Origin of the sequence: Streptomyces colonosanans (assembly GCF_001866645.1) — a bacterium.
GTDB classification, from domain to species: domain Bacteria; phylum Actinomycetota; class Actinomycetes; order Streptomycetales; family Streptomycetaceae; genus Streptomyces; species Streptomyces colonosanans.
Window position 1 is genome coordinate 114,449 of record NZ_MLYP01000043.1, and the last position, 17,749, is coordinate 132,197.

The 17,749-nt window shown below is 71.3% G+C and carries 14 protein-coding genes; 6 read left to right on the top strand and 8 right to left on the bottom strand.

Annotated features, from left to right (window positions below):
- Positions 1-16 precede the first annotated feature (16 nt).
- The gene (locus BIV24_RS17440) at positions 17-799 is read left to right on the top strand and encodes a sulfite exporter TauE/SafE family protein (protein WP_071367251.1); all 783 of its coding nucleotides are present in this window, start codon (positions 17-19) and stop codon (positions 797-799) included.
- Positions 800-802: 3 nt separating this feature from the next.
- Here BIV24_RS17440 and BIV24_RS17445 read toward each other — a convergent pair whose 3' ends face one another.
- Positions 803-1,441, bottom strand: coding sequence for a class F sortase (locus BIV24_RS17445; protein ID WP_071367252.1), 639 nt, complete (start codon positions 1,439-1,441; stop codon positions 803-805).
- A gap of 113 nt (positions 1,442-1,554) precedes the next feature.
- Complete coding sequence (locus BIV24_RS17450) at positions 1,555-2,076, bottom strand: hypothetical protein (RefSeq protein WP_071367253.1); 522 nt, start codon at positions 2,074-2,076, stop codon at positions 1,555-1,557.
- A gap of 582 nt (positions 2,077-2,658) precedes the next feature.
- On the opposite strand from BIV24_RS17450, the gene BIV24_RS17455 reads away from it, so the two are divergent.
- Positions 2,659-3,540 carry an intradiol ring-cleavage dioxygenase gene (locus BIV24_RS17455; RefSeq protein ID WP_071367254.1) on the top strand — a complete coding sequence of 294 codons (882 nt, stop codon included), beginning with the start codon at positions 2,659-2,661 and terminating at the stop codon, positions 3,538-3,540.
- A 45-nt stretch (positions 3,541-3,585) separates the two neighbouring features.
- Here the strand turns inward: BIV24_RS17455 and BIV24_RS17460 are convergent, their stop codons facing one another.
- Both BIV24_RS17460 and BIV24_RS17465 read right to left on the bottom strand, forming a co-directional pair.
- A complete protein-coding gene (locus BIV24_RS17460; protein ID WP_071367255.1) occupies positions 3,586-5,055 on the bottom strand; it encodes a membrane-associated oxidoreductase in 1,470 nt (489 codons plus the stop codon).
- Between the two features lie 2 nt (positions 5,056-5,057).
- Entirely contained in the window at positions 5,058-5,753 is a 696-nt protein-coding gene (locus BIV24_RS17465) for a SanA/YdcF family protein (RefSeq protein WP_071367256.1), read from the bottom strand.
- A gap of 150 nt (positions 5,754-5,903) precedes the next feature.
- Between BIV24_RS17465 and BIV24_RS17470 the strand changes: the two genes are divergently transcribed.
- The 3 genes from BIV24_RS17470 (at position 5,904) to dnaG (ending at position 10,620) form a co-directional block, all read left to right on the top strand.
- A complete protein-coding gene (locus BIV24_RS17470; protein WP_071367294.1) occupies positions 5,904-7,259 on the top strand; it encodes a deoxyguanosinetriphosphate triphosphohydrolase in 1,356 nt (451 codons plus the stop codon).
- Between the two features lie 92 nt (positions 7,260-7,351).
- The gene (locus BIV24_RS17475) at positions 7,352-8,617 is read left to right on the top strand and encodes an NAD(P)/FAD-dependent oxidoreductase (RefSeq protein ID WP_071367257.1); all 1,266 of its coding nucleotides are present in this window, start codon (positions 7,352-7,354) and stop codon (positions 8,615-8,617) included.
- Positions 8,618-8,718: 101 nt separating this feature from the next.
- On the top strand, positions 8,719-10,620 hold the full coding sequence (gene dnaG, locus BIV24_RS17480) for a DNA primase (protein ID WP_071367258.1): 1,902 nt from the start codon (positions 8,719-8,721) through the stop codon (positions 10,618-10,620).
- Positions 10,621-10,639: 19 nt separating this feature from the next.
- Here dnaG and BIV24_RS17485 read toward each other — a convergent pair whose 3' ends face one another.
- Entirely contained in the window at positions 10,640-10,834 is a 195-nt protein-coding gene (locus BIV24_RS17485; RefSeq protein WP_245766846.1) for a hypothetical protein, read from the bottom strand.
- A gap of 292 nt (positions 10,835-11,126) precedes the next feature.
- On the opposite strand from BIV24_RS17485, the gene BIV24_RS17490 reads away from it, so the two are divergent.
- Positions 11,127-12,338, top strand: a complete 1,212-nt coding sequence (locus BIV24_RS17490) for an RNA polymerase sigma factor (RefSeq protein WP_071367259.1) — start codon at positions 11,127-11,129, stop codon at positions 12,336-12,338.
- Between the two features lie 34 nt (positions 12,339-12,372).
- Here BIV24_RS17490 and BIV24_RS17495 read toward each other — a convergent pair whose 3' ends face one another.
- The 3 genes from BIV24_RS17495 to BIV24_RS17505 all read right to left on the bottom strand — a co-directional run bounded on the left by BIV24_RS17495 (position 12,373) and on the right by BIV24_RS17505 (position 17,731).
- Complete coding sequence (locus BIV24_RS17495) at positions 12,373-14,289, bottom strand: ABC transporter ATP-binding protein (RefSeq protein WP_425442572.1); 1,917 nt, start codon at positions 14,287-14,289, stop codon at positions 12,373-12,375.
- A 5-nt stretch (positions 14,290-14,294) separates the two neighbouring features.
- Positions 14,295-16,028, bottom strand: coding sequence for an ABC transporter ATP-binding protein (locus tag BIV24_RS17500; protein WP_071367261.1), 1,734 nt, complete (start codon positions 16,026-16,028; stop codon positions 14,295-14,297).
- A gap of 254 nt (positions 16,029-16,282) precedes the next feature.
- Complete coding sequence (locus BIV24_RS17505; protein ID WP_079168331.1) at positions 16,283-17,731, bottom strand: FGGY family carbohydrate kinase; 1,449 nt, start codon at positions 17,729-17,731, stop codon at positions 16,283-16,285.
- Positions 17,732-17,749 lie beyond the last annotated feature (18 nt).

Genomic DNA, 17,749 nt, shown 5'->3' on the forward strand with positions numbered 1-17,749 from the left:
CCCTAGGGTCGCGATCATGCCCGATATATCGATGACCATGGTCGCCGTCCTCTGTCTCACCGCGCTCGCGGCCGGCTGGATCGACGCGGTGGTCGGCGGCGGAGGGCTCTTGCTGCTTCCCGTCCTGCTGCTCGCCCTGCCCGGCGGGACGGCGGCGTCGTACGCGCTCGGCACCAACAAGGCGGTCGCGATCGCGGGGACGACGGGCGCGGCCGTGACGTACGCGCGCAAAACGCCGGTCGACGTGGCCCTGGCCGTGCGGATCGGGCTCGCGGCGCTCGCCGGGTCCACGGCCGGGGCGGTCGTGGCCGCCGGGATGAGCACGGACGTCCTCAAGCCGGTCGTCATGGTCGTGCTGCTCGCCGTCGGCACCTTCGTGATCCTGCGGCCCGCCTTCGGGACCGCTCCCTCGACCGCGCCGGTCTCCGCGCGCCGTGTACTCGCCGCGATCGGACTCGCGGGCCTCGGTATCGGCTTCTACGACGGTCTCATCGGCCCCGGTACGGGTACCTTCCTCGTCCTGGCGCTCACCGCGGTCCTCCACCTGGACCTGGTGAACGCCTCCGCCATCGCCAAGATCGTCAACTGCTGCACCAACGCCGGCGCCCTCGCCACCTTCGCCTGGAAGGGCACGGTCTTCTGGCAGCTGGCCCTGGCGATGGCGGTCTTCAATCTGGCGGGCGGGATGTTCGGCGCGCGCACCGCGCTGAAGAAGGGCAGCGGGTTCGTCCGGATCGTGCTGCTGACGGTGGTGTTCGCGCTGGTCGCGAACCTCGCCTACCAGCAGTGGCTGGCCTGAGGGTCAGCGGCTGCCCGTGAGGCGGGCGAAGACCACCACGTTCCCCTGGTAGCCCGTGGCCTTCGAGTAGCCGCCGCCGCAGGTGATCACGCGCAGCTCGGGGTGTTGCGCCGCTCCGTACACCTTGTTGTCGGGGAAGTCGCTCGCCTCGTACGCCTCGACCGCGTACACCGTGAAGAGGGCGGTCGAGCCGTCGCGGCGGTCCACCTCGATCGTGCTGCCCTTCGTCAGTGCGCCGAGGTCGTAGAAGACGGCCGGGCCCCGGGCGTTGTCGACGTGCCCGGCGATGATCGCCGTGCCGGTGTCGCCGGGGGTGATGCCGTCCTCGTACCAGCCGGCGAGGTTCTTCCGCTTGACGGGCGGGGCCTCGAGGCCGCCGGTCCTGGTCAGGCCCAGGCCCATCAGAGGGGCGTCCACACGTATCGAGGGTATGCGTATGCGGTCGGGCCGCGAGCGCGGCAGCGCGGCTGCGGCGGACTGTTCGCGGTCGGCGTCCGAGGACGCCTGCGCGGCCGATGGCTGCGGTGGTGCGTTGCTCGCGGTGGCGCTGTGCAGCAGCCACGCACCACCGAAGAGGGCTATCGCCGTGGCGGAGGCTATGGCGGCGTTGCCGACCCCTCCGGAACTCCCGGACCTGCGCATATGGACCTCCTTCGTGGACACGGCGTCCCGTGCCCCCTCCGGGCCGCGAGGGGCATCGGACCCGGAGAGGGAGGGGACGGCGGTACCGGCGGACGGACAGCGGAGGGTGTCCGTCAGATCCTGTCGCCTCTCGCACGGCGATGCAGGAGCCAGGTACCGCCCGCGGCGGCGACGGCGAGGGCCGCCACTCCTGCCGCGGTCTGCACGGGGTCGGGGCCGAGTGCGCCGCCGACCCCCGTCTTCACACTTCCCTGCGGACCCGTCCGGTCCGTGGTCGCGGTCAGGGTGACCGTCAGGTCGCCGGTCACGGTCGCGTGCCGGCCTCCGAAGCACGTCGCGACGATCTCGTACGTCCCCGGCTGTGCGCTCGGCGGCACCCTGAACCGCCCGGTAACGTCCAGCTCGCGCGTGCTGGGCGCGAGCATGAAAGTGCCGGCACCGACCGCGGTGGCATCGCCCGACGCGGAGCCGCCCGCGCCGCACGCCGCCGTGTTCACGGTGACCTGGGTCCCCGGCACGACGCTGGAGGGGGCGACCTCCAGACTCCCGGCGCCCTCGCCGTACGCGGGCACGGCCACCAGGCCCGCGGCCACGGTGAGCGCGGTACCGGTCAGCAGGCGGGCCGTACGTCGCATCGTGGTGCTCCTCCGAGGGGGCACGGCCCGCGGCACCCCCAATGTGCCGCTGCGTCGGTCGTACCCCTGCCCTTTCGAGGTAAAGGGAACTCGGCCGTACCCGCTCGCTGACGGTACGTCAGGAAGGGGGTGAACGAGTGCCGATGACCTGGGCCGAGGGGGGTGCGGGGCGGCGTTCCGGCAGGTCAACGACGTACGGGCGGTGAGCTGCGGCCGGAAGCCCGATGGGGGCGGGGGGTGGCGGTGAAAGGGTGAATCGGGGGTTGGTGCGCAGGGGCGCCCGGTCCCGTCCGGCCTCGAGCATGGTCGAGGCGTCGGGCTGTTCCGCATGGACACCGCCACCGGGAGAAGACCGCGTCAGTCCGCGAGGGCCTCCGTCACCGCCCGGTGGCCCACCGCGGCCAGTACCGGATTCGTCTCCCGGTAGTAGTGCTCGGCCGTCAGGCCGAAGCACAGGGCCCAGCCCCGTCCCCGCGCCCAGGCGGTGTCGCGGCGGCAGTCGGGCGTCCGTGTCGCTCGTGCGGGCGACGGCCCCGTGTGCCCCCACCGGGCGTCCCGGCCGTCGCGCCTAGGGTCCCCGCCATGACCGATAGCGACATCACCCGGCGGCGTGCGCTCGCGCTGGGCGGCGCCGCGGCCGGTGCCGTCCTGGGACTCGGAATCGCCTCCTGCACCTCCTCGGACCGCGGCTCCCGCGCGTCGGGGCAGAACGACACGTCGAACGCCGTCCCGGACGCCGAACTGTGCATGCTCAACCCGAGTACCACCGAGGGGCCGTACTACCTGGAGGGCGCGCTCTTCCGCAGGGACATCACCGAGGGCAAGAAGGGCGTTGCGCTCACGGTACGGCTGACCGTGCGCAACCAGCGCCGTGCCTGCGCACCCCTGAAGGGCGCATTCGTCGAGATCTGGCAGCCCGACGCCTGGGGCTACTTCTCCGGCTACACGGCCCTGCCCCCGGGCGGCACGGTGCCCCCCGCCGACGCGGACACCAGTGGTGCGAGCCCCGGGACATATCTGCGCGGCTTCCAGAGGACCGGCGCCGACGGCGTCGCCGAGTTCAGGACGATCTTCCCCGGCTGGTACCGGTCACGCGCCCCCCACATCTACGTCAAGGTGCACACCGGCGGCAGGAAGGCCGGTCATACCTACGAGGCCGGCAGGGTCAACTGGACCGGGCAGCTCTTCTTCGATGACCGGTACACCGACGCGGTGTACGCGAAGGCCCCGTACACCGAACACATCGGGACGGGCGCGCGGCTCGCGCAGGACAGGGTGTATCACGGTGGCGGCGAGAGGGACGGCCTGATGCACGTCACCGGGAACGCCGACCGGGGGTTCGTCGCGACGCTGACCGTCGGGATCGACCGCACGAGGGAGAACGCGGGGGCGGAAGTGGACGGCGAGAGCCCTGCGCGGCCGAGTTCCGCGCCGCCGAGCGCCCCGTCACCGGGTCACCGCTAGGCGAGTTCCGCGCCGCCCCGCGGCGCCTCGACCGCTGCCGGACGTCTACTGCCGCGACAGCGAGCGGGTGATGCCCGCCGCGATCGTCGTCGCCAGGACCCAGCCGGTGGCGATCAGCAGGTACGACAGCCACTGGAATCCGCCGCGTGGCGCGAATGCCCCCTCCTGCCCGAAGTCGATGATCGGCAGGAGCAGGTCGAGAGTGTAGAAGAGCGGGTTGAAACCGGGCGCCTCGGAGGGCTTCAGCGCGGGCGGGTGCTGCAGGGCGAAGGCGAGCGTGCCGGTACACAACAGCAACAACAGCCAGAGCGCGGCACGCATCGGGCGGAAGCCGTAGCCGACCGCCGCGTCCTGCACATGGCCCCACAGCCGGGCGTAGGCCGGCAGCGTGCGGCGGTGTCGGCGGAGCTTGGCCAGTTGGACGGTGCGTGCCGCGCCCTCGTCGCCCGCCGTGCGGTACGCCGCGGTCAACTGCTCGTACGGGTAAGGCTGATAGCCGTCGGCCTCGCGTTCCAGCAGCGGGAGGCGCTGCTCGGCGGGGAGGTGCGGGGCCAGTACGCGGTAGCTCAGCCCGTCGATCCGGACCTGCCGGGGCCAGAACTCCGGCGGGACGTGCAGCAGGTCCAGTTGGGTGCGGCGCAGGTTCACGGCGCCCTCGACGGGTGCGGCCTCGCGCAGCCACAGTTCGCCGATGACGCAACTGCTGGCGCGCAGGGCTTGTCCGGTCGGGTGGGACAGGTGGGCGTAGGTGAAAACGAGTTGGCCCGGAATCCGGGAGCCGCTCAGGTTGACCCGGCCCTGGGCCCGTAGCCCTTTGGCGAGCAGGTCTGTGCCAAGCGTCAGAGTCTCGGCCTCAAGGGCCGTGTCGCCAGGGGTGTGCAGCCGCGCGTCGTTGAGGTTGACCTGCCCGCCGACGGTGGCCCCCTTCAGCCGGACCTGACCGTGGGCGATCAGCCCGACGGCCCATACGTCCGTGCCCACCTCGGCGTGGTTGAGCTGGAGGACGGGCTCCTCGGCGGCCTCGTCGGGGCTGCCGAGCCGCGCTTTGTTGACGAAGACCGCGCCGGAGAGCTTCGCGCCCGCGAGCCGTACCGGACCCGAGATACGGCAGCACGTGAGCCGCAGTGTCCCCTCGACGCGGAGCGTTCCCGCGGTGAGTCCCGGGAGGACCGAGTCGGTCAGGACGAGCGCGGGGATCCGCGCCCCGTACAGGTTCGGGGCCTTCTCGAAGTGGCAGGCCCGAAGGCGGACGGGGTGTTCGATCGTCCCGTACATCAGATGGAGCGTCCCGGTGATGCGCGCGCCCCACATCTTCAGTCCGGCGATCTCGCCGCCTTGGGCGGGCCCGTCGAGCAGCAGTGCCCGCAGCACCTTGGCCCGGACGGTCCGCTCGGGGCCCCAGGACGCGCCCGCCGCGGGGTCCTCGTCGCGACCTTCGCGGAAGTCGACTGCTGCACCGAGCGGGAAGGCCTCCCAGACGCGGCGTTCGGCGGGGGTCAGGTCAGTGATCTCCACGGTCAGCCCCGCCCCGCCGTCAGCGCCTTCGCGACGCCCTGCTCCTTCGGGCCGAGGAACGTCGGATCCGGCTGGAACAGTGCCTCCAGGGCCGCCTTGCCCGCCGCGAAGACCTCCCGCGCGCCGCCGTAGTACCAGGTCGCGTCGTGCTTGGCGTCGACACCCACGCCGTACGAGGTCACGCCCGCCGCCTGGCACAGGGCGACCGCACGCCGGACATGGAAGCCCTGAGTGATCAGCACCGCCCGGTCGACGCCGAAGATCTTCTTCGCGCGGACGCAGGAGTCCCAGGTGTCGAAACCCGCGTAGTCGCTGACGATCCGCCCGTCGGGCACGCCGTGCCTGGTCAGGTAGGCGCGCATCGCGTCCGGCTCGTCGTAGTCCTTGCGGCTGTTGTCGCCGGTGACGAGGACGACCTCGATACGGCCCGCCCGGTACAGCCGCGCCGCCGCGTCCAGCCGGTGGGCGAGGTACGGGGACGGCTCGCCGTTCCACAGGCCGGCGCCGAAGACGACGGCGACCTCGGTGCGGGGCGCGTCCGCGGTCGTGCGGAGCCGGTCGCCCGTCGCCAGGAACAGCCACGTCGCCGGCAGCAGCGCCAGCACGCACAGGAGCATCAGCAGTTGTACGGCCTTGCGCTGCCCGGCACGTGTGCGCGGCAGGCGCGGTCTGCGGATCGTCAGGCGCAGCAGGCCCATCGAACACATCCCCCAAGGATCGGTGGCTACGCCAGTGAGGACGTGTCGGACCGTGATCCGGTTCACGCGGCGCACGAGGGGCGTGCGGGACGCTCGCCGGATACGGTCGCCCACATCCCGATCCTCCCCGGCTGCGATTACTGTCGGGTCATGGACGGGACTGCACCGAAGGCCCACGAGACCCCCGCACGGTACGAGAGCGGCTGGGCGGGCGGCCCGGCGTACGACGCGGCGGACGTCGAGCGCTGGGCGCCGGAGCCCGACAAGCGCCCGGGCCGCACCGCCTTCGAGCGGGACCGCGCGCGGGTGCTGCACTCGGCCGCGCTCCGCCGCCTGGCGGGCAAGACCCAGGTCGTCACCCCGGGCACCCGCAGCCAGGCCCAGGCCTGGGACGCCACCCCCCGCACCCGGCTCACCCATTCGCTGGAGTGCGCCCAGGTCGGCCGCGAGCTGGGCGCCGCCCTCGGCTGCGACCCCGACCTCGTCGAGGCCGCCTGTCTCTCCCACGACCTCGGCCACCCGCCCTTCGGGCACAACGGCGAACAGGCGCTGAACGAGTTCGCGGAGGACTGCGGCGGCTTCGAGGGCAACGCCCAGTCCCTGCGCCTGCTCGCCCGCATCGAGCCGAAACGGTTCGTCCGCAGCGCGGCGACGGGGAAGCTCGTCAGCGTGGGCCTGAACCTGACGCGCGCCGTCCTGGACGCCGCCACCAAGTACCCCTGGCCGCGTGGCGCCCACCCCAGCGACCCCAAGTCCCCGAAGTTCGGCGTCTACGAGGACGACCGGCCGGTCTTCGACTGGGCCCGCATGGGCGCTCCCGGCCGGCGCACCTGCTTCGAGGCCCAGGTCATGGACTGGGCCGACGACGTGGCGTACTCGGTGCACGACGTGGAGGACGGCCTGCACGCGGGCCACATCGACCCGGGCTGGCTGCACGCCGAGCCCGAGCGGCAGGCGGTCTTCGCCGTCGCCGTCGGGCGGTACGTGCCGGCGGACACCGACCCCGACGAACTCGCCGAGGCCCTCGACCGGCTGCTCGCCCAGGAGTGGTGGCCGCACGGGTACGACGGCTCGGCGGTCGCCCAGTCCCGCCTCAAGGACGCCACCAGCCAGCTCATCGGCCGCTTCTGCCTGGCAGCGGAGGGCGCGACCCGGGCGGCGTACGGCAGCGGCCGCCTCACCCGGTACGCGGCCGAACTCGTCGTACCGCGCAGCACCCGCATGGAGTGCGCGGTCCTCAAGGCGGTCGCCGACCGGTATGTGATGCAGCGCGCCGAGCAGGAGCGGCTGCGCGCCGACCAGCGCGTCGTGGTCGCCGAGCTGGCCGAGGCACTCACCGGCCGTGCACCCGACGGCCTCGATCCGCAGTTCCGGGCACTGTTCCAGGAGGCGGGCGACGACCGCGCCCGCAAACGGGTGATCGTCGACCAGATCGCCTCGCTCACGGACGCCTCGGCACGCTCCCTGCACGCGCGACTGACGGGGGCGCCTGTGACCTGGACGTGACCGAGCGTGGCCTGATCGGGCCACCCCTCTTCCCGCATCACGCTCCGTGCGGGACGCTCGCATGGGGCGACATCCTCACGAGGAGGCATCAAGTGGTCGACGCGGATCAGACGTTCGTCATCGTGGGAGGAGGTCTGGCCGGTGCCAAGGCGGCCGAGACGCTCCGTGCGGAGGGCTTCACCGGCCGCGTGATCTTGATCTGCGACGAACGCGACCACCCCTATGAGCGGCCTCCCCTCTCCAAGGGCTATCTGCTCGGCAAGGAGGAGCGCGACAGCGTCTTCGTGCACGAGCCCGCCTGGTACGCGCGCCACGACGTCGAACTGCACCTCGGCCAGACCGTGGTCGCCGTCGACCGCGCCGCGAAGACGGTCCGATACGGCGACGACGGGACGCTCGTCCACTACGACAAGCTGCTGTTCGCCACCGGCGCCGAACCCCGGCGCCTGGACATCCCGGGCACGGGCCTCGCAGGCGTCCACCATCTGCGCCGCCTCGCCCACGCCGAGCGCCTCAAGGGCGTCCTGACCGCGCTCGGCCGGGACAACGGCCACCTGGTGATCGCGGGTGCCGGCTGGATCGGCCTGGAGGTCGCCGCGGCGGCCCGCATGTACGGCGCGGAGGTCACCGTCGTCGAGCCCGAACCGACCCCGCTGCACGGAGCCCTCGGCCCCGAGCTGGGCAACCTCTTCGCCGAACTGCACCGCGAACACGGCGTCCGCTTCCGCTTCGGGGCCCGGCTGACCGAGATCGTCGGCCAGGACGGCATGGTGCTGGCCGCCCGCACCGACGACGGCGAGGAGCATCCCGCGCACGCCGTGCTCGCCGCGATCGGTGCGGCGCCACGGGTCGGCCTCGCGGAGGCCGCCGGGCTGGAACTGGCCGACCGTGCGCACGGGGGCGGCATCGCGGTGGACGCGCGGCTGCGCACCTCCGACCCCGATATCTACGCGGCCGGCGACGTGGCGTCCTTCCCCCTTGACCTGTTCGGCACCCGGCTGCGCGTGGAGCACTGGGCGAACGCGCTGAACGGCGGCCCGGCGGCCGCCCGTTCGATGCTCGGGCACGACGTGATCTACGACCGGGTGCCGTACTTCTTCTCGGACCAGTACGACGTGGGGATGGAGTACTCGGGGTGGGCGCCGCCCGGGTCGTACGACGAGGTGGTGATCCGGGGCGACGTCGGCAAGCGGCACTTCATCGCGTTCTGGCTGAAGGAGGGGAGGGTGCTGGCCGGGATGAACATGAATGTGTGGGACGTCACAGAGCACATTCAGTCCCTGATCAGGGCGAGGGCGGTGGTGGACCCGGAGGCGCTCGCGGACCCGGGGGTACCGCTTCAGACGCTGTCCGCCTAGGCGTCCGCGGGGTGCCCGTGGCCTGTCGCGCGGCTCCCCGCGCCCCTTCCGGGCGCCCCACGAGCCCCATGGCTGCCCGCGCTCCCCCGTAGAATCTCCTCGTGGCAGGACGGATCAACGACGAGGACGTGAAGGCGGTACGGGACGCGGTCCCGATCGACTCCGTCGTGTCCGAGTACCTCCAGCTGCGCAACGCGGGCGGCGGGAACCTGAAGGGGCTGTGCCCCTTCCACGACGAGAAGTCGCCGTCCTTCCAGGTCAGCCCGAGCAAGGGCCTGTACCACTGCTTCGGCTGCCAAGAGGGCGGCGACACCATCACCTTCGTGATGAAGGTCGACCACCTCGCCTTCTCGGAGGCGGTCGAGCGCCTCGCCGCCCGCGCGGGCATCACGCTGCGGTACGAGGAGGGCGGGTACAACCCCACCCACCAGCGCGGCGAGCGCATCCGTCTGGTCGAGGCGCACCAGATCGCCGCCCAGTGGTACGCCGAGCAGCTGGGCACCAGCCCCGAGGCCGACACGGGACGCGCGTTCCTGGCCGAGCGCGGCTTCGACCAGGCCGCCGCCATGCACTTCGGCGTCGGCTACAGCCCCCAGGGCTGGGACCACCTCACCCGCTATCTGCGCGGCAAGGGCTTCAGCGACAAGGAACTGCTGCTCTCCGGCCTCTCCCAGGAAGGCCGCCGGGGCCCCATCGACCGCTTCCGCGGCCGGCTGATGTGGCCGATCCGCGACATCGGCGGGGACGTGGTGGGCTTCGGCGCGCGCAAGCTGTACGAGGCGGACAACGGCCCCAAGTACCTGAACACCCCCGAAACGGCGATCTACAAGAAGTCGCAGGTCCTCTACGGCATCGACCTGGCGAAGAAGGAGATCGCGAAGGCGAGCCGCGCGGTCGTGGTCGAGGGCTACACCGACGTCATGGCCTGTCACCTCGCGGGTGTCACCACGGCCATCGCGACCTGCGGCACGGCCTTCGGCGGTGAACACATCAAGATCCTGCGGCGGCTGCTGATGGACAACGGCTCGGCGCGGGTGATCTTCACCTTCGACGGTGACGCGGCCGGTCAGAAGGCGGCGCTGCGTGCCTTCGAGGACGACCAGAAGTTCGCCGCCGAGACGTACATCGCGATCGCGCCGGACGGCATGGACCCCTGCGAGCTGCGCCTGGCCAAGGGCGACGAGGCCGTCGCCGACCTGGCCGAACCCCGCACGCCGCTCTTCGAGTTCGCGCTCCGCCAGATCGTCGGCCGCTATGACCTGGAAACCCCCGCGAGCCGTGCCGGCGCGCTCGACGAGGCGGCTCCGGTCGTCGCCCGCATCAAGAACAGCGGCGCCCAGCACGAGGTCGCGGTGCAGCTCGCCGGCATGCTCGGCATCCTGGACACGCAGTTCGTGGTCAAGCGGGTGGCGCAGCTGGCCCGTTGGGCGCGTGAGCGGGGAAGGGGTCCGGCCCCGAGCGGGCCACGCCCGGCGCGGCCGTACGAGGCGGCGCCGCGTCCGACCGTGACGGGCCCTGCGCTCAACCTCCGCAACCCGGTCTACGCGACCGAGCGCGAGCTGCTCAAACTCGCCCTCCAGCAGCCGGAGTTGGTCTCCCCGGCGTTCGACGCGTACGGCGTCGACGAGTTCACCGCGACGCCGTACGCGGCCGTCCGTGAGGCGATCCTGGAGGCGGGCGGTACGGAGTACGGCGCACAGGATGCGCAGGAGTACCTGATCCGCGTCCGCGAGGCGGCCCCCGACGACGCGGTCCGCGCCATGGTCACGGAACTCGCGGTCGAGGCGATCATGCGCCGGACGGTGGACGATGCCTACGCGGGCACCGTGCTCGTCACGGTCCGCCGCCGTGCGGTCGAGCGCCGCGTCCGCGACATCCAGAGCTCCCTGACCCGCCTGGGCTCCCACGGGGACCCGGCCCATTTGTCCGCGGTGCAGAACGAACTGTGGGTTCTGCAGCAGTACGACCAGGCGTTGCGGGAACGCGGGGTGGCGGCGCTCTGAACCGCGGCCGTGCGGGCGGCTACGCCTCCGAGGGCGCGTCGGGCGGCGTGATTCCGAGGTGACCCGTGATCGCCTGAAGCTGCTCCGTCATCGCCACCTGACCGGATGCCAGAGCACCGAGAAGCTCGCCGTGCTCGGTCAGGGCCTCGGCGTGCGCCTCCAGCGTCTTGCCGTGCTCCAGCTGTGTGTCCCGCAGCGCCCGGATCAGCTGCAAGTCGGATGAGCCTCCAGCGCCTCGATGCGCCGCCGTAGCTCCTCTATCCCGCCCGTGCCTTCCGTCCTGCCTTACGCAGCGGAACTCCAGCGTCCCCCGGCCGTCAATCCGATGGTCCGACGAGCTGAGTAACCGCCCGGTCACGGACCGGACTCAAAAAGTGGACGCACGCCCCTCGTGGCGGCGATGTGTCATACGCCACACTGGGTTCCGGTTCCTGAGTTTCCGGAGCGCGGCCTACCCGTACACGGCGGGTCCGGCACCCCTCGCGGCTCCGCTCAACGACTCCGGGATGCCCGGCGGGCGGACCGTCGGCCCCATCCCCGACGTATTGCTGCCGCACGCCCTGGTAGCGACATTCCTGGAGGTCGCCCCCGTGCAGACCCAGACCCTCACACAGACCGACATGAGTACGGACGAGCCGGACGCGGAGACCGACGTCCTTTCGGCCGTGCCCTCGCAGAACCGGCCGGTGCACCACCCCGAGACGGAGACGGAGCCGCAGAGCCCGCCCGCCGGCGCGGTGGAGACCGTCGAGGCCGGCGAGGCGTCCGAACCCGTCGAACCGTTACGCGGCCAAGCCGACGGCGCCGGCCCCTCCTCGGACCTGTTCCGCCAGTATCTGCGCGAGATCGGCCGCGTCCCCCTGCTCACGGCCGCGGAGGAGGTCGAACTCGCCTGCCGCGTCGAAGCCGGCCTGTTCGCCGAGGAGAAGCTCGGCAACACCCCCGACCTGGACACCCGGCTCGCCCTGGACCTCGACAGGCTGGTGGTCATGGGGCGGATAGCCAAGCGGCGGCTCATCGAGGCCAATCTGCGGCTGGTCGTCTCCGTCGCCAAGCGGTACGTCGGCCGCGGGCTGACCATGCTCGATCTGGTCCAGGAGGGGAACCTCGGCCTGATCAGGGCCGTCGAGAAGTTCGACTACGCCCGCGGGTACAAGTTCTCGACGTACGCGACCTGGTGGATCCGCCAGGCCATGTCGCGCGCCCTGGCCGACCAGGCCCGCACCATCCGCGTCCCCGTCCATGTCGTCGAGCTGATCAACCGCGTCGTCCGCGTCCAGCGCCGCATGCTCCAGGAACGCGGCTACGAGCCGACGCCGCAGGAGGTCGCCGCGCACCTGGGCCTGTCCGGCGAACGCGTCAGCGAGGTGCTGCGGCTCGCCCAGGAGCCGGTCTCGCTGCACGCGCCCGTCGGGGAGGAGGACGACGTGGCCCTCGGCGACCTCATCGAGGACGGCGATGCCACGAGCCCGGTCGAGTCCGCCGCCTTCCTGCTGCTCAGGCAGCACCTGGAGGCGGTCCTGTCCACCCTCGGAGAACGGGAGAGGAAGGTCGTACAGCTGCGGTACGGGCTCATGGACGGCCGTCCCCGCACGCTGGAGGAGATAGGCCGCATCTTCGGCGTGACCCGGGAGCGGATCCGGCAGATCGAGTCGAAGACCCTGAACAAGCTGCGGGACCACGCGTTCGCGGACCAGTTGAGGGGATACCTCGACTGACCGGGGGCCGCCCGCACGAGCGGCCCCCGAAGGCTCAGTCGACCTCGGCCACGGCCTGAGCGAACTGCGCCTTGTACAGCCGCGCGTACGCCCCGTCGGCCGCCAACAGCTCCTCGTGCGCGCCCTGTTCGACGATGGAACCGTTCTCCATCACGAGGATCGTGTCCGCGTCCCGGATCGTCGACAGACGGTGCGCGATGACGAACGACGTCCGCCCGTGCGCGAGTTTCGCCATCGCCTTCTGGATGAGCACCTCGGTACGGGTGTCGACCGAACTCGTCGCCTCGTCCAGCACCAGGATCACCGGGTCGGACAGGAATGCCCGCGCGATGGTGATGAGCTGCTTCTCACCGGCGCTGACGCCCGTGCCCTCGTCGTCGATCACGGTGTCGTAGCCGTCCGGCAGCGTGCGGATGAACCGGTCCGCGTGCGCGGCCCGGGCGGCCTCCTCGATCTCCCCGCGCGTGACCTCGCGCGCGGCACCGTAGGCGATGTTCTCCGCGATCGTGCCGCCGAAAAGCCAGGTGTCCTGGAGCACCATCCCGATCCCGGCCCGCAGCTCGTCCCGGGACATCTTGGCGACGTCGACGCCATCGAGGGTGATCCGGCCTCCGGTGACCTCGTAGAACCTCATCAGCAGGTTCACGAGCGTCGTCTTTCCCGCTCCGGTCGGGCCGACGATCGCGACCGTGTGCCCCGGCTCCACCTTCAGCGACAGGTTCTCGATGAGCGGCTTGTCGGGGTCGTAGCGGAACGACACGTTCTCCAGCGCGACCCGTCCGCGCAGCTCCTCGGGGCGCAGCCCGGGCTCGGGGTCAGCCTCCTGCTCCTCGGCGTCCAGCAGTTCGAAGATCCGCTCCGCCGAGGCGACACCCGACTGCACGAGGTTCGCCATCGACGCGACCTGCGTCAGCGGCATCGAGAACTGCCGCGAGTACTGGATGAAGGCCTGGACGTCGCCGATGGACAGCGAGCCGGAAGCGACCCGGAGGCCGCCGACGACGGCGACCAGCACGTAGTTCAGGTTGGAGACGAACATCATGAGCGGCTGCATCACACCGCTGTTGAACTGCGCCTTGAACCCGGCCTCGTACAGCTTCTCGTTCTGCTCGGCGAACTGCTGCGCCGACTCGTCCTGGCGCCCGAACACCTTCACCAGCGTGTGCCCGGTGTACATCTCCTCGATGTGCGCGTTCAGCTTGCCGGTGGTGCTCCACTGCTGCACGAAGTGCGGCTGCGAGCGCTTGCCGATGCGTGTGGCCACGACGAAGGAGAGCGGCACGGTCACCAGCGCGACCAGCGCCAGCAGCCACGACACCCAGAACATCATCGCGAGTACACCCACGACCGTCAGCAGTGAGTTGACGAGCTGGCCCAGCGACTGCTGGAGCGTCTGGCCGATGTTGTCGATGTCGTTGGTCGCGCGGCTGAGCACCTCACCGCGCTGCCGCTGGTCGAAGTACGACAGCGGAAGCCGCGACAGCTTCGCCTGCACGGCCTCGCGCAGGCGGAAGACGGTCTTGTTGATGGCCCGGTTGGAGAGCCGGGTGGAGACCGCCATCAGCAGGCCGGCCACCAGGAACGCTCCCAGCGCGAGCAGCAGGACGTTCCCCACGGCACCGAAGTCGATGCCCTTGCCCGGGGTGAAGTCCGTCCCGGAGAGCATGTCGGCGATGCTGCCCTCGCCCCGCTTCCGCATGGACTCGAGGACCTGCTCCTTGGTCGCCCCCGACGGCATCTGGCGGCCGATGATTCCGGCGAAGACCAGGTCGGTCGCCTTGCCGAGGATCTTCGGTCCGACCACGGACAGGGCCACGCTCAGCACACCGCAGGCGAGCATCCCGTACATCGTGCCGCGTTCGGGCTTGAACTGGGCGAGAAGCCGCTTTCCGGACCCCTTGAAGTCCATCGAGCGCTGGTCGGGGCCCGCCCCGCCCATCATGCGTCCCATGGCCATCAGGCAGCCTCCGCTTCCGTGAGCTGGGAGAGCACGATCTCCCGGTAGGTCTCGTTGCCCGCCATCAGCTCGTGGTGGCGGCCGGTGCCGACGACCCGGCCCTCGTCCAGGACCACGATCCGGTCGGCGTCCCGGATGGTCGACACTCGCTGGGCGACGATCACCACGGTCGCCTCGGCGGTCTCCCGCGCCAGTGCCGCGCGCAGGGCCGCGTCGGTGGCGTAGTCGAGTGCGGAGAAGGAGTCGTCGAAGAGGTAGATCTCCGGGCGCTGCACCAGCGTGCGCGCGATGGCGAGCCGCTGGCGCTGCCCGCCGGAGACATTGGTGCCGCCCTGCGCGATGGGGGAGTCGAGGCCGTTCTCGAGCAGCTCGACGAACTCCTTGGCCTGCGCCACCTCCAGCGCGTGCCACAGCTCCTCGTCGGTGGCGTCCGGATTGCCGTACCGCAGGTTGCTGGCGACCGTGCCCGCGAACAGATACGGCTTCTGCGGGACGAGCCCGACCGTCCGCGCGAGCAGCCTGGGCTCGATCTCCTGGACGTCGACGCCGTCCACGAGTACCTCGCCGTCGGTGACGTCGAAGAGCCGGGGGATCAGCCCGAGCAGGGTCGACTTGCCGCTACCGGTGGACCCGATGACGGCCGTGGTCTCGCCGGGCCGCGCCACCAGGTCGATGTCCTTGAGCACCGGCTCCTCGGCACCCGGATAGCCGAAACCGCCACCACGGATCTGCAGATGCCCGTGCTGCCGCAGTTCGACGACGGGCGCGGTGGGCGCTACGACGCTCGTCTCGGTGCCGAGCACCTCCTGGACGCGCTCGGCACACACCTCCGCGCGCGGCACCATCATGAACATGAACGTGGCCATCATGACGGACATCACGATCTGCATGAGGTAGGCGAGGAAGGCGGTCAGATCGCCGATCTGCATGCCGCCGCTGTCGATGCGGTGCGCGCCGAACCAGACCACGGCGATCGACGAGAGGTTCACCACGGTCATCACCATGGGGTACATCAGCGCCAGCATGCGGCCGGTGCCGAGGGAGACCTCGGTGAGATCGGTGTTCGCGCCCTTGAAGCGGTCCTTCTCGTAATCGTCCCGGACGAAGGCGCGAATGACGCGGTTGCCGGAGATCTGCTCGCGCAGCACCCGGTTCACCGTGTCGAGGCGGTCCTGCATGCTGCGGAACAGCGGCCGCAGCCGGCGCACGATCAGCGTCACGCAGATGCCGAGCACCGGGACCACCGCGACCAGGACGCCGGACAGCGGGACGTCCAGGCCGAGGGCCAGGACGATGCCGCCCACGCACATGATCGGGGCCGACGCCATCAGGGTGAACGTCATCAGGACGAGCATCTGGATCTGCTGCACGTCGTTCGTGGTCCGGGTGATCAGCGACGGCGCCCCGAAGTGACCCACCTCACGGGAGGAGAACGACTGCACTCGGTCGAAGACGGCGGCCCGGATGTCCCGGCCGATGGCCGACGCCGTACGGGCGCCGTAGTAGACGGCGCCCATGTTGCACACGACCTGACCCAGCGAGACAGCGATCATCAGGCCGCCGAAGCTCAGGATGTATCCGGTGTCGCCCTTCACGACACCGCTGTCGATGATGTCCGCGTTGAGGGTGGGCAGATAGAGCGTGGCGCAGGTCTGCAGGAACTGCAGCAGCACCAGTAGGACGATGGGTTTCTTGTACGGGCCCAGATGGGCCCTCAGAAGTCGTATGAGCACGCGGGATCTCTCGGAGTCGTCGGCAGGCGGGGCGATCGGTGGAGCACCATTCCCTATCGTCGGACACTCCACCGGCGTTACCTCAACCGATTAACCCGACGGCGGGGCGAAATACTGACTCGGCCTCAGTCGTGCGACGTAGGCCGACGGGAGCCCGGCAGACCCCGCACCAGGAACTCCCGCACGCATACGACGGCGCCCGAGACGCACGGCACAGGCGGCGTGAGACGTACGACACAGTGGGTGCCCCGCGGTCAGAATGCCCCCGGATGGGTCTGCTCGCGTACGGACGTGTACTGCTGGCGTACGGCCTGGCCCACCGCCAGCTCCTCGCCCGGCTCCAGGACCCGCGCGGCCGCGCCCTGCCAGGTGGGCGGGGTGTGCGGGGCGAGGGTGCCCTGGGAGACGCCGAGCGCCCAGGCCGCCTGCCGGGCCGCGCCGATCGCCGTGTAGTCGGCGGGCTGCGGCACCACGACCTGCACACCGAACAGCGCGGGTGCCGCCGCCTGTACGGCGGGCAGTTCCGCCGCGGCACCCAGCAGGAAGATCCGCCGTACGTCGACCCCGCGGCCGCGCAGCACGTCCAGCGCGTCCGTGAGCCCGCACAGCATGCCCTCGAAAGCGGCCCGCGCCAGGTGCTCGGGCTTCATCGACTCGCGCCGCAGTCCCGCCAGGGTGCCCGCGGTGTGCGGCAGGCTGGGGGTCCGCTCGCCCTCCAGGTACGGCAGCATGACGAGCCCGTGCGAGCCCGGCGTCGACTTCATCGCCAGGTCGGAAAGCGACTCCAGGTCGGGAACGCCGAGCAGCTCCGCGGTGCCGCGCAGGGCGCGCACGGCGTTGAGTGTGGTCACCACCGGCAGATGCATGCCCGTCGCGTCCGCGAGCGAGGTGATCATCCCGGTCGAGTCGACGAGCGCCTCGGGGTGCACCGCCATCACGGACCCGGAGGCGCCGAGCGAGACGACCGCGTCGCCGAGCCCGATGCCCAGGCCCAGGGCGGCGGCCATGGTCTCGCCGGTGCCCGCGGAGATCAGCAGTCCCTCTGGTGTCATACCCGCCGCCTCGGACGGGCCGAGCACCTCGGGCACCATGGCCGGGTGGCCGAGCGCCAGCTCGACGAGGTCGGCGCGGTAGGCGCCGGTCGCGGCCGACCAGTAGCCGGTCCCCGAGGCGCCGCCGCGATCGGTGGTTCTTCTCGCGGGCCGCCCCAGCAGCTGCCATACGAGCCAGTCGTGGGCCTGCATCAGCGCGGTGGTGCGCAGCGCGTTGTCGGGTTCGGTCCTGGCGAGCCAGCGCAGCTTGGCCACGGGCTGCGCGGCCTGCGGTACGCAGCCGACGGCCTCGGCCCAGGCCTGCCGTCCGCCGAGGGTGTCCATGAGGTCGGCCGCGGCGACCTGTGCCCGCCGGTCACCGCCGACCAGCGCGGGCCGCACACAGGCGCCCTGGGCGTCGAGCGGGACGAGGGCGTTCTGCTGTGCGGAGACGCCGATGGCCTGCACGCCCTCCAGGAGGCCGCTGCCGGCCGCCTCCCCCAGGGACAGCAGCCAGGCCTGCGGGTCGACGTCGGAGGGGCGGCCGCCCCCCTCGGGGGTCTCCATCGGATGTGGCGCATACCCCTGCCTGAGCACGGCCCCCGTGTCCGTGTCACAGACGACGATACGAGTGAAATCGGGCGAACTGTCCAACCCGGCAACTATCCCCATGGCGGAAATTCTGCCGTA

What these genes read in the sequence shown, in the direction of transcription:
- BIV24_RS17450 (WP_071367253.1), bottom strand. Translation starts at nt 2,076, where the DNA reads ATGCGACGTACGGCCCGCCTGCTGACCGGTACCGCGCTCACCGTGGCC.
- BIV24_RS17465 (WP_071367256.1), bottom strand. Translation starts at nt 5,753, where the DNA reads ATGGGCCTGCTGCGCCTGACGATCCGCAGACCGCGCCTGCCGCGCACA.
- BIV24_RS17505 (WP_079168331.1), bottom strand. Translation starts at nt 17,731, where the DNA reads ATGGGGATAGTTGCCGGGTTGGACAGTTCGCCCGATTTCACTCGTATC.
- BIV24_RS17470 (WP_071367294.1), top strand. Translation starts at nt 5,904, where the DNA reads ATGGACGGGACTGCACCGAAGGCCCACGAGACCCCCGCACGGTACGAG.
- BIV24_RS17455 (WP_071367254.1), top strand. Translation starts at nt 2,659, where the DNA reads ATGACCGATAGCGACATCACCCGGCGGCGTGCGCTCGCGCTGGGCGGC.
- BIV24_RS17490 (WP_071367259.1), top strand. Translation starts at nt 11,127, where the DNA reads ATGCCCGGCGGGCGGACCGTCGGCCCCATCCCCGACGTATTGCTGCCG.
- BIV24_RS17495 (WP_425442572.1), bottom strand. Translation starts at nt 14,289, where the DNA reads ATGGGACGCATGATGGGCGGGGCGGGCCCCGACCAGCGCTCGATGGAC.
- BIV24_RS17445 (WP_071367252.1), bottom strand. Translation starts at nt 1,441, where the DNA reads ATGCGCAGGTCCGGGAGTTCCGGAGGGGTCGGCAACGCCGCCATAGCC.
- BIV24_RS17440 (WP_071367251.1), top strand. Translation starts at nt 17, where the DNA reads ATGCCCGATATATCGATGACCATGGTCGCCGTCCTCTGTCTCACCGCG.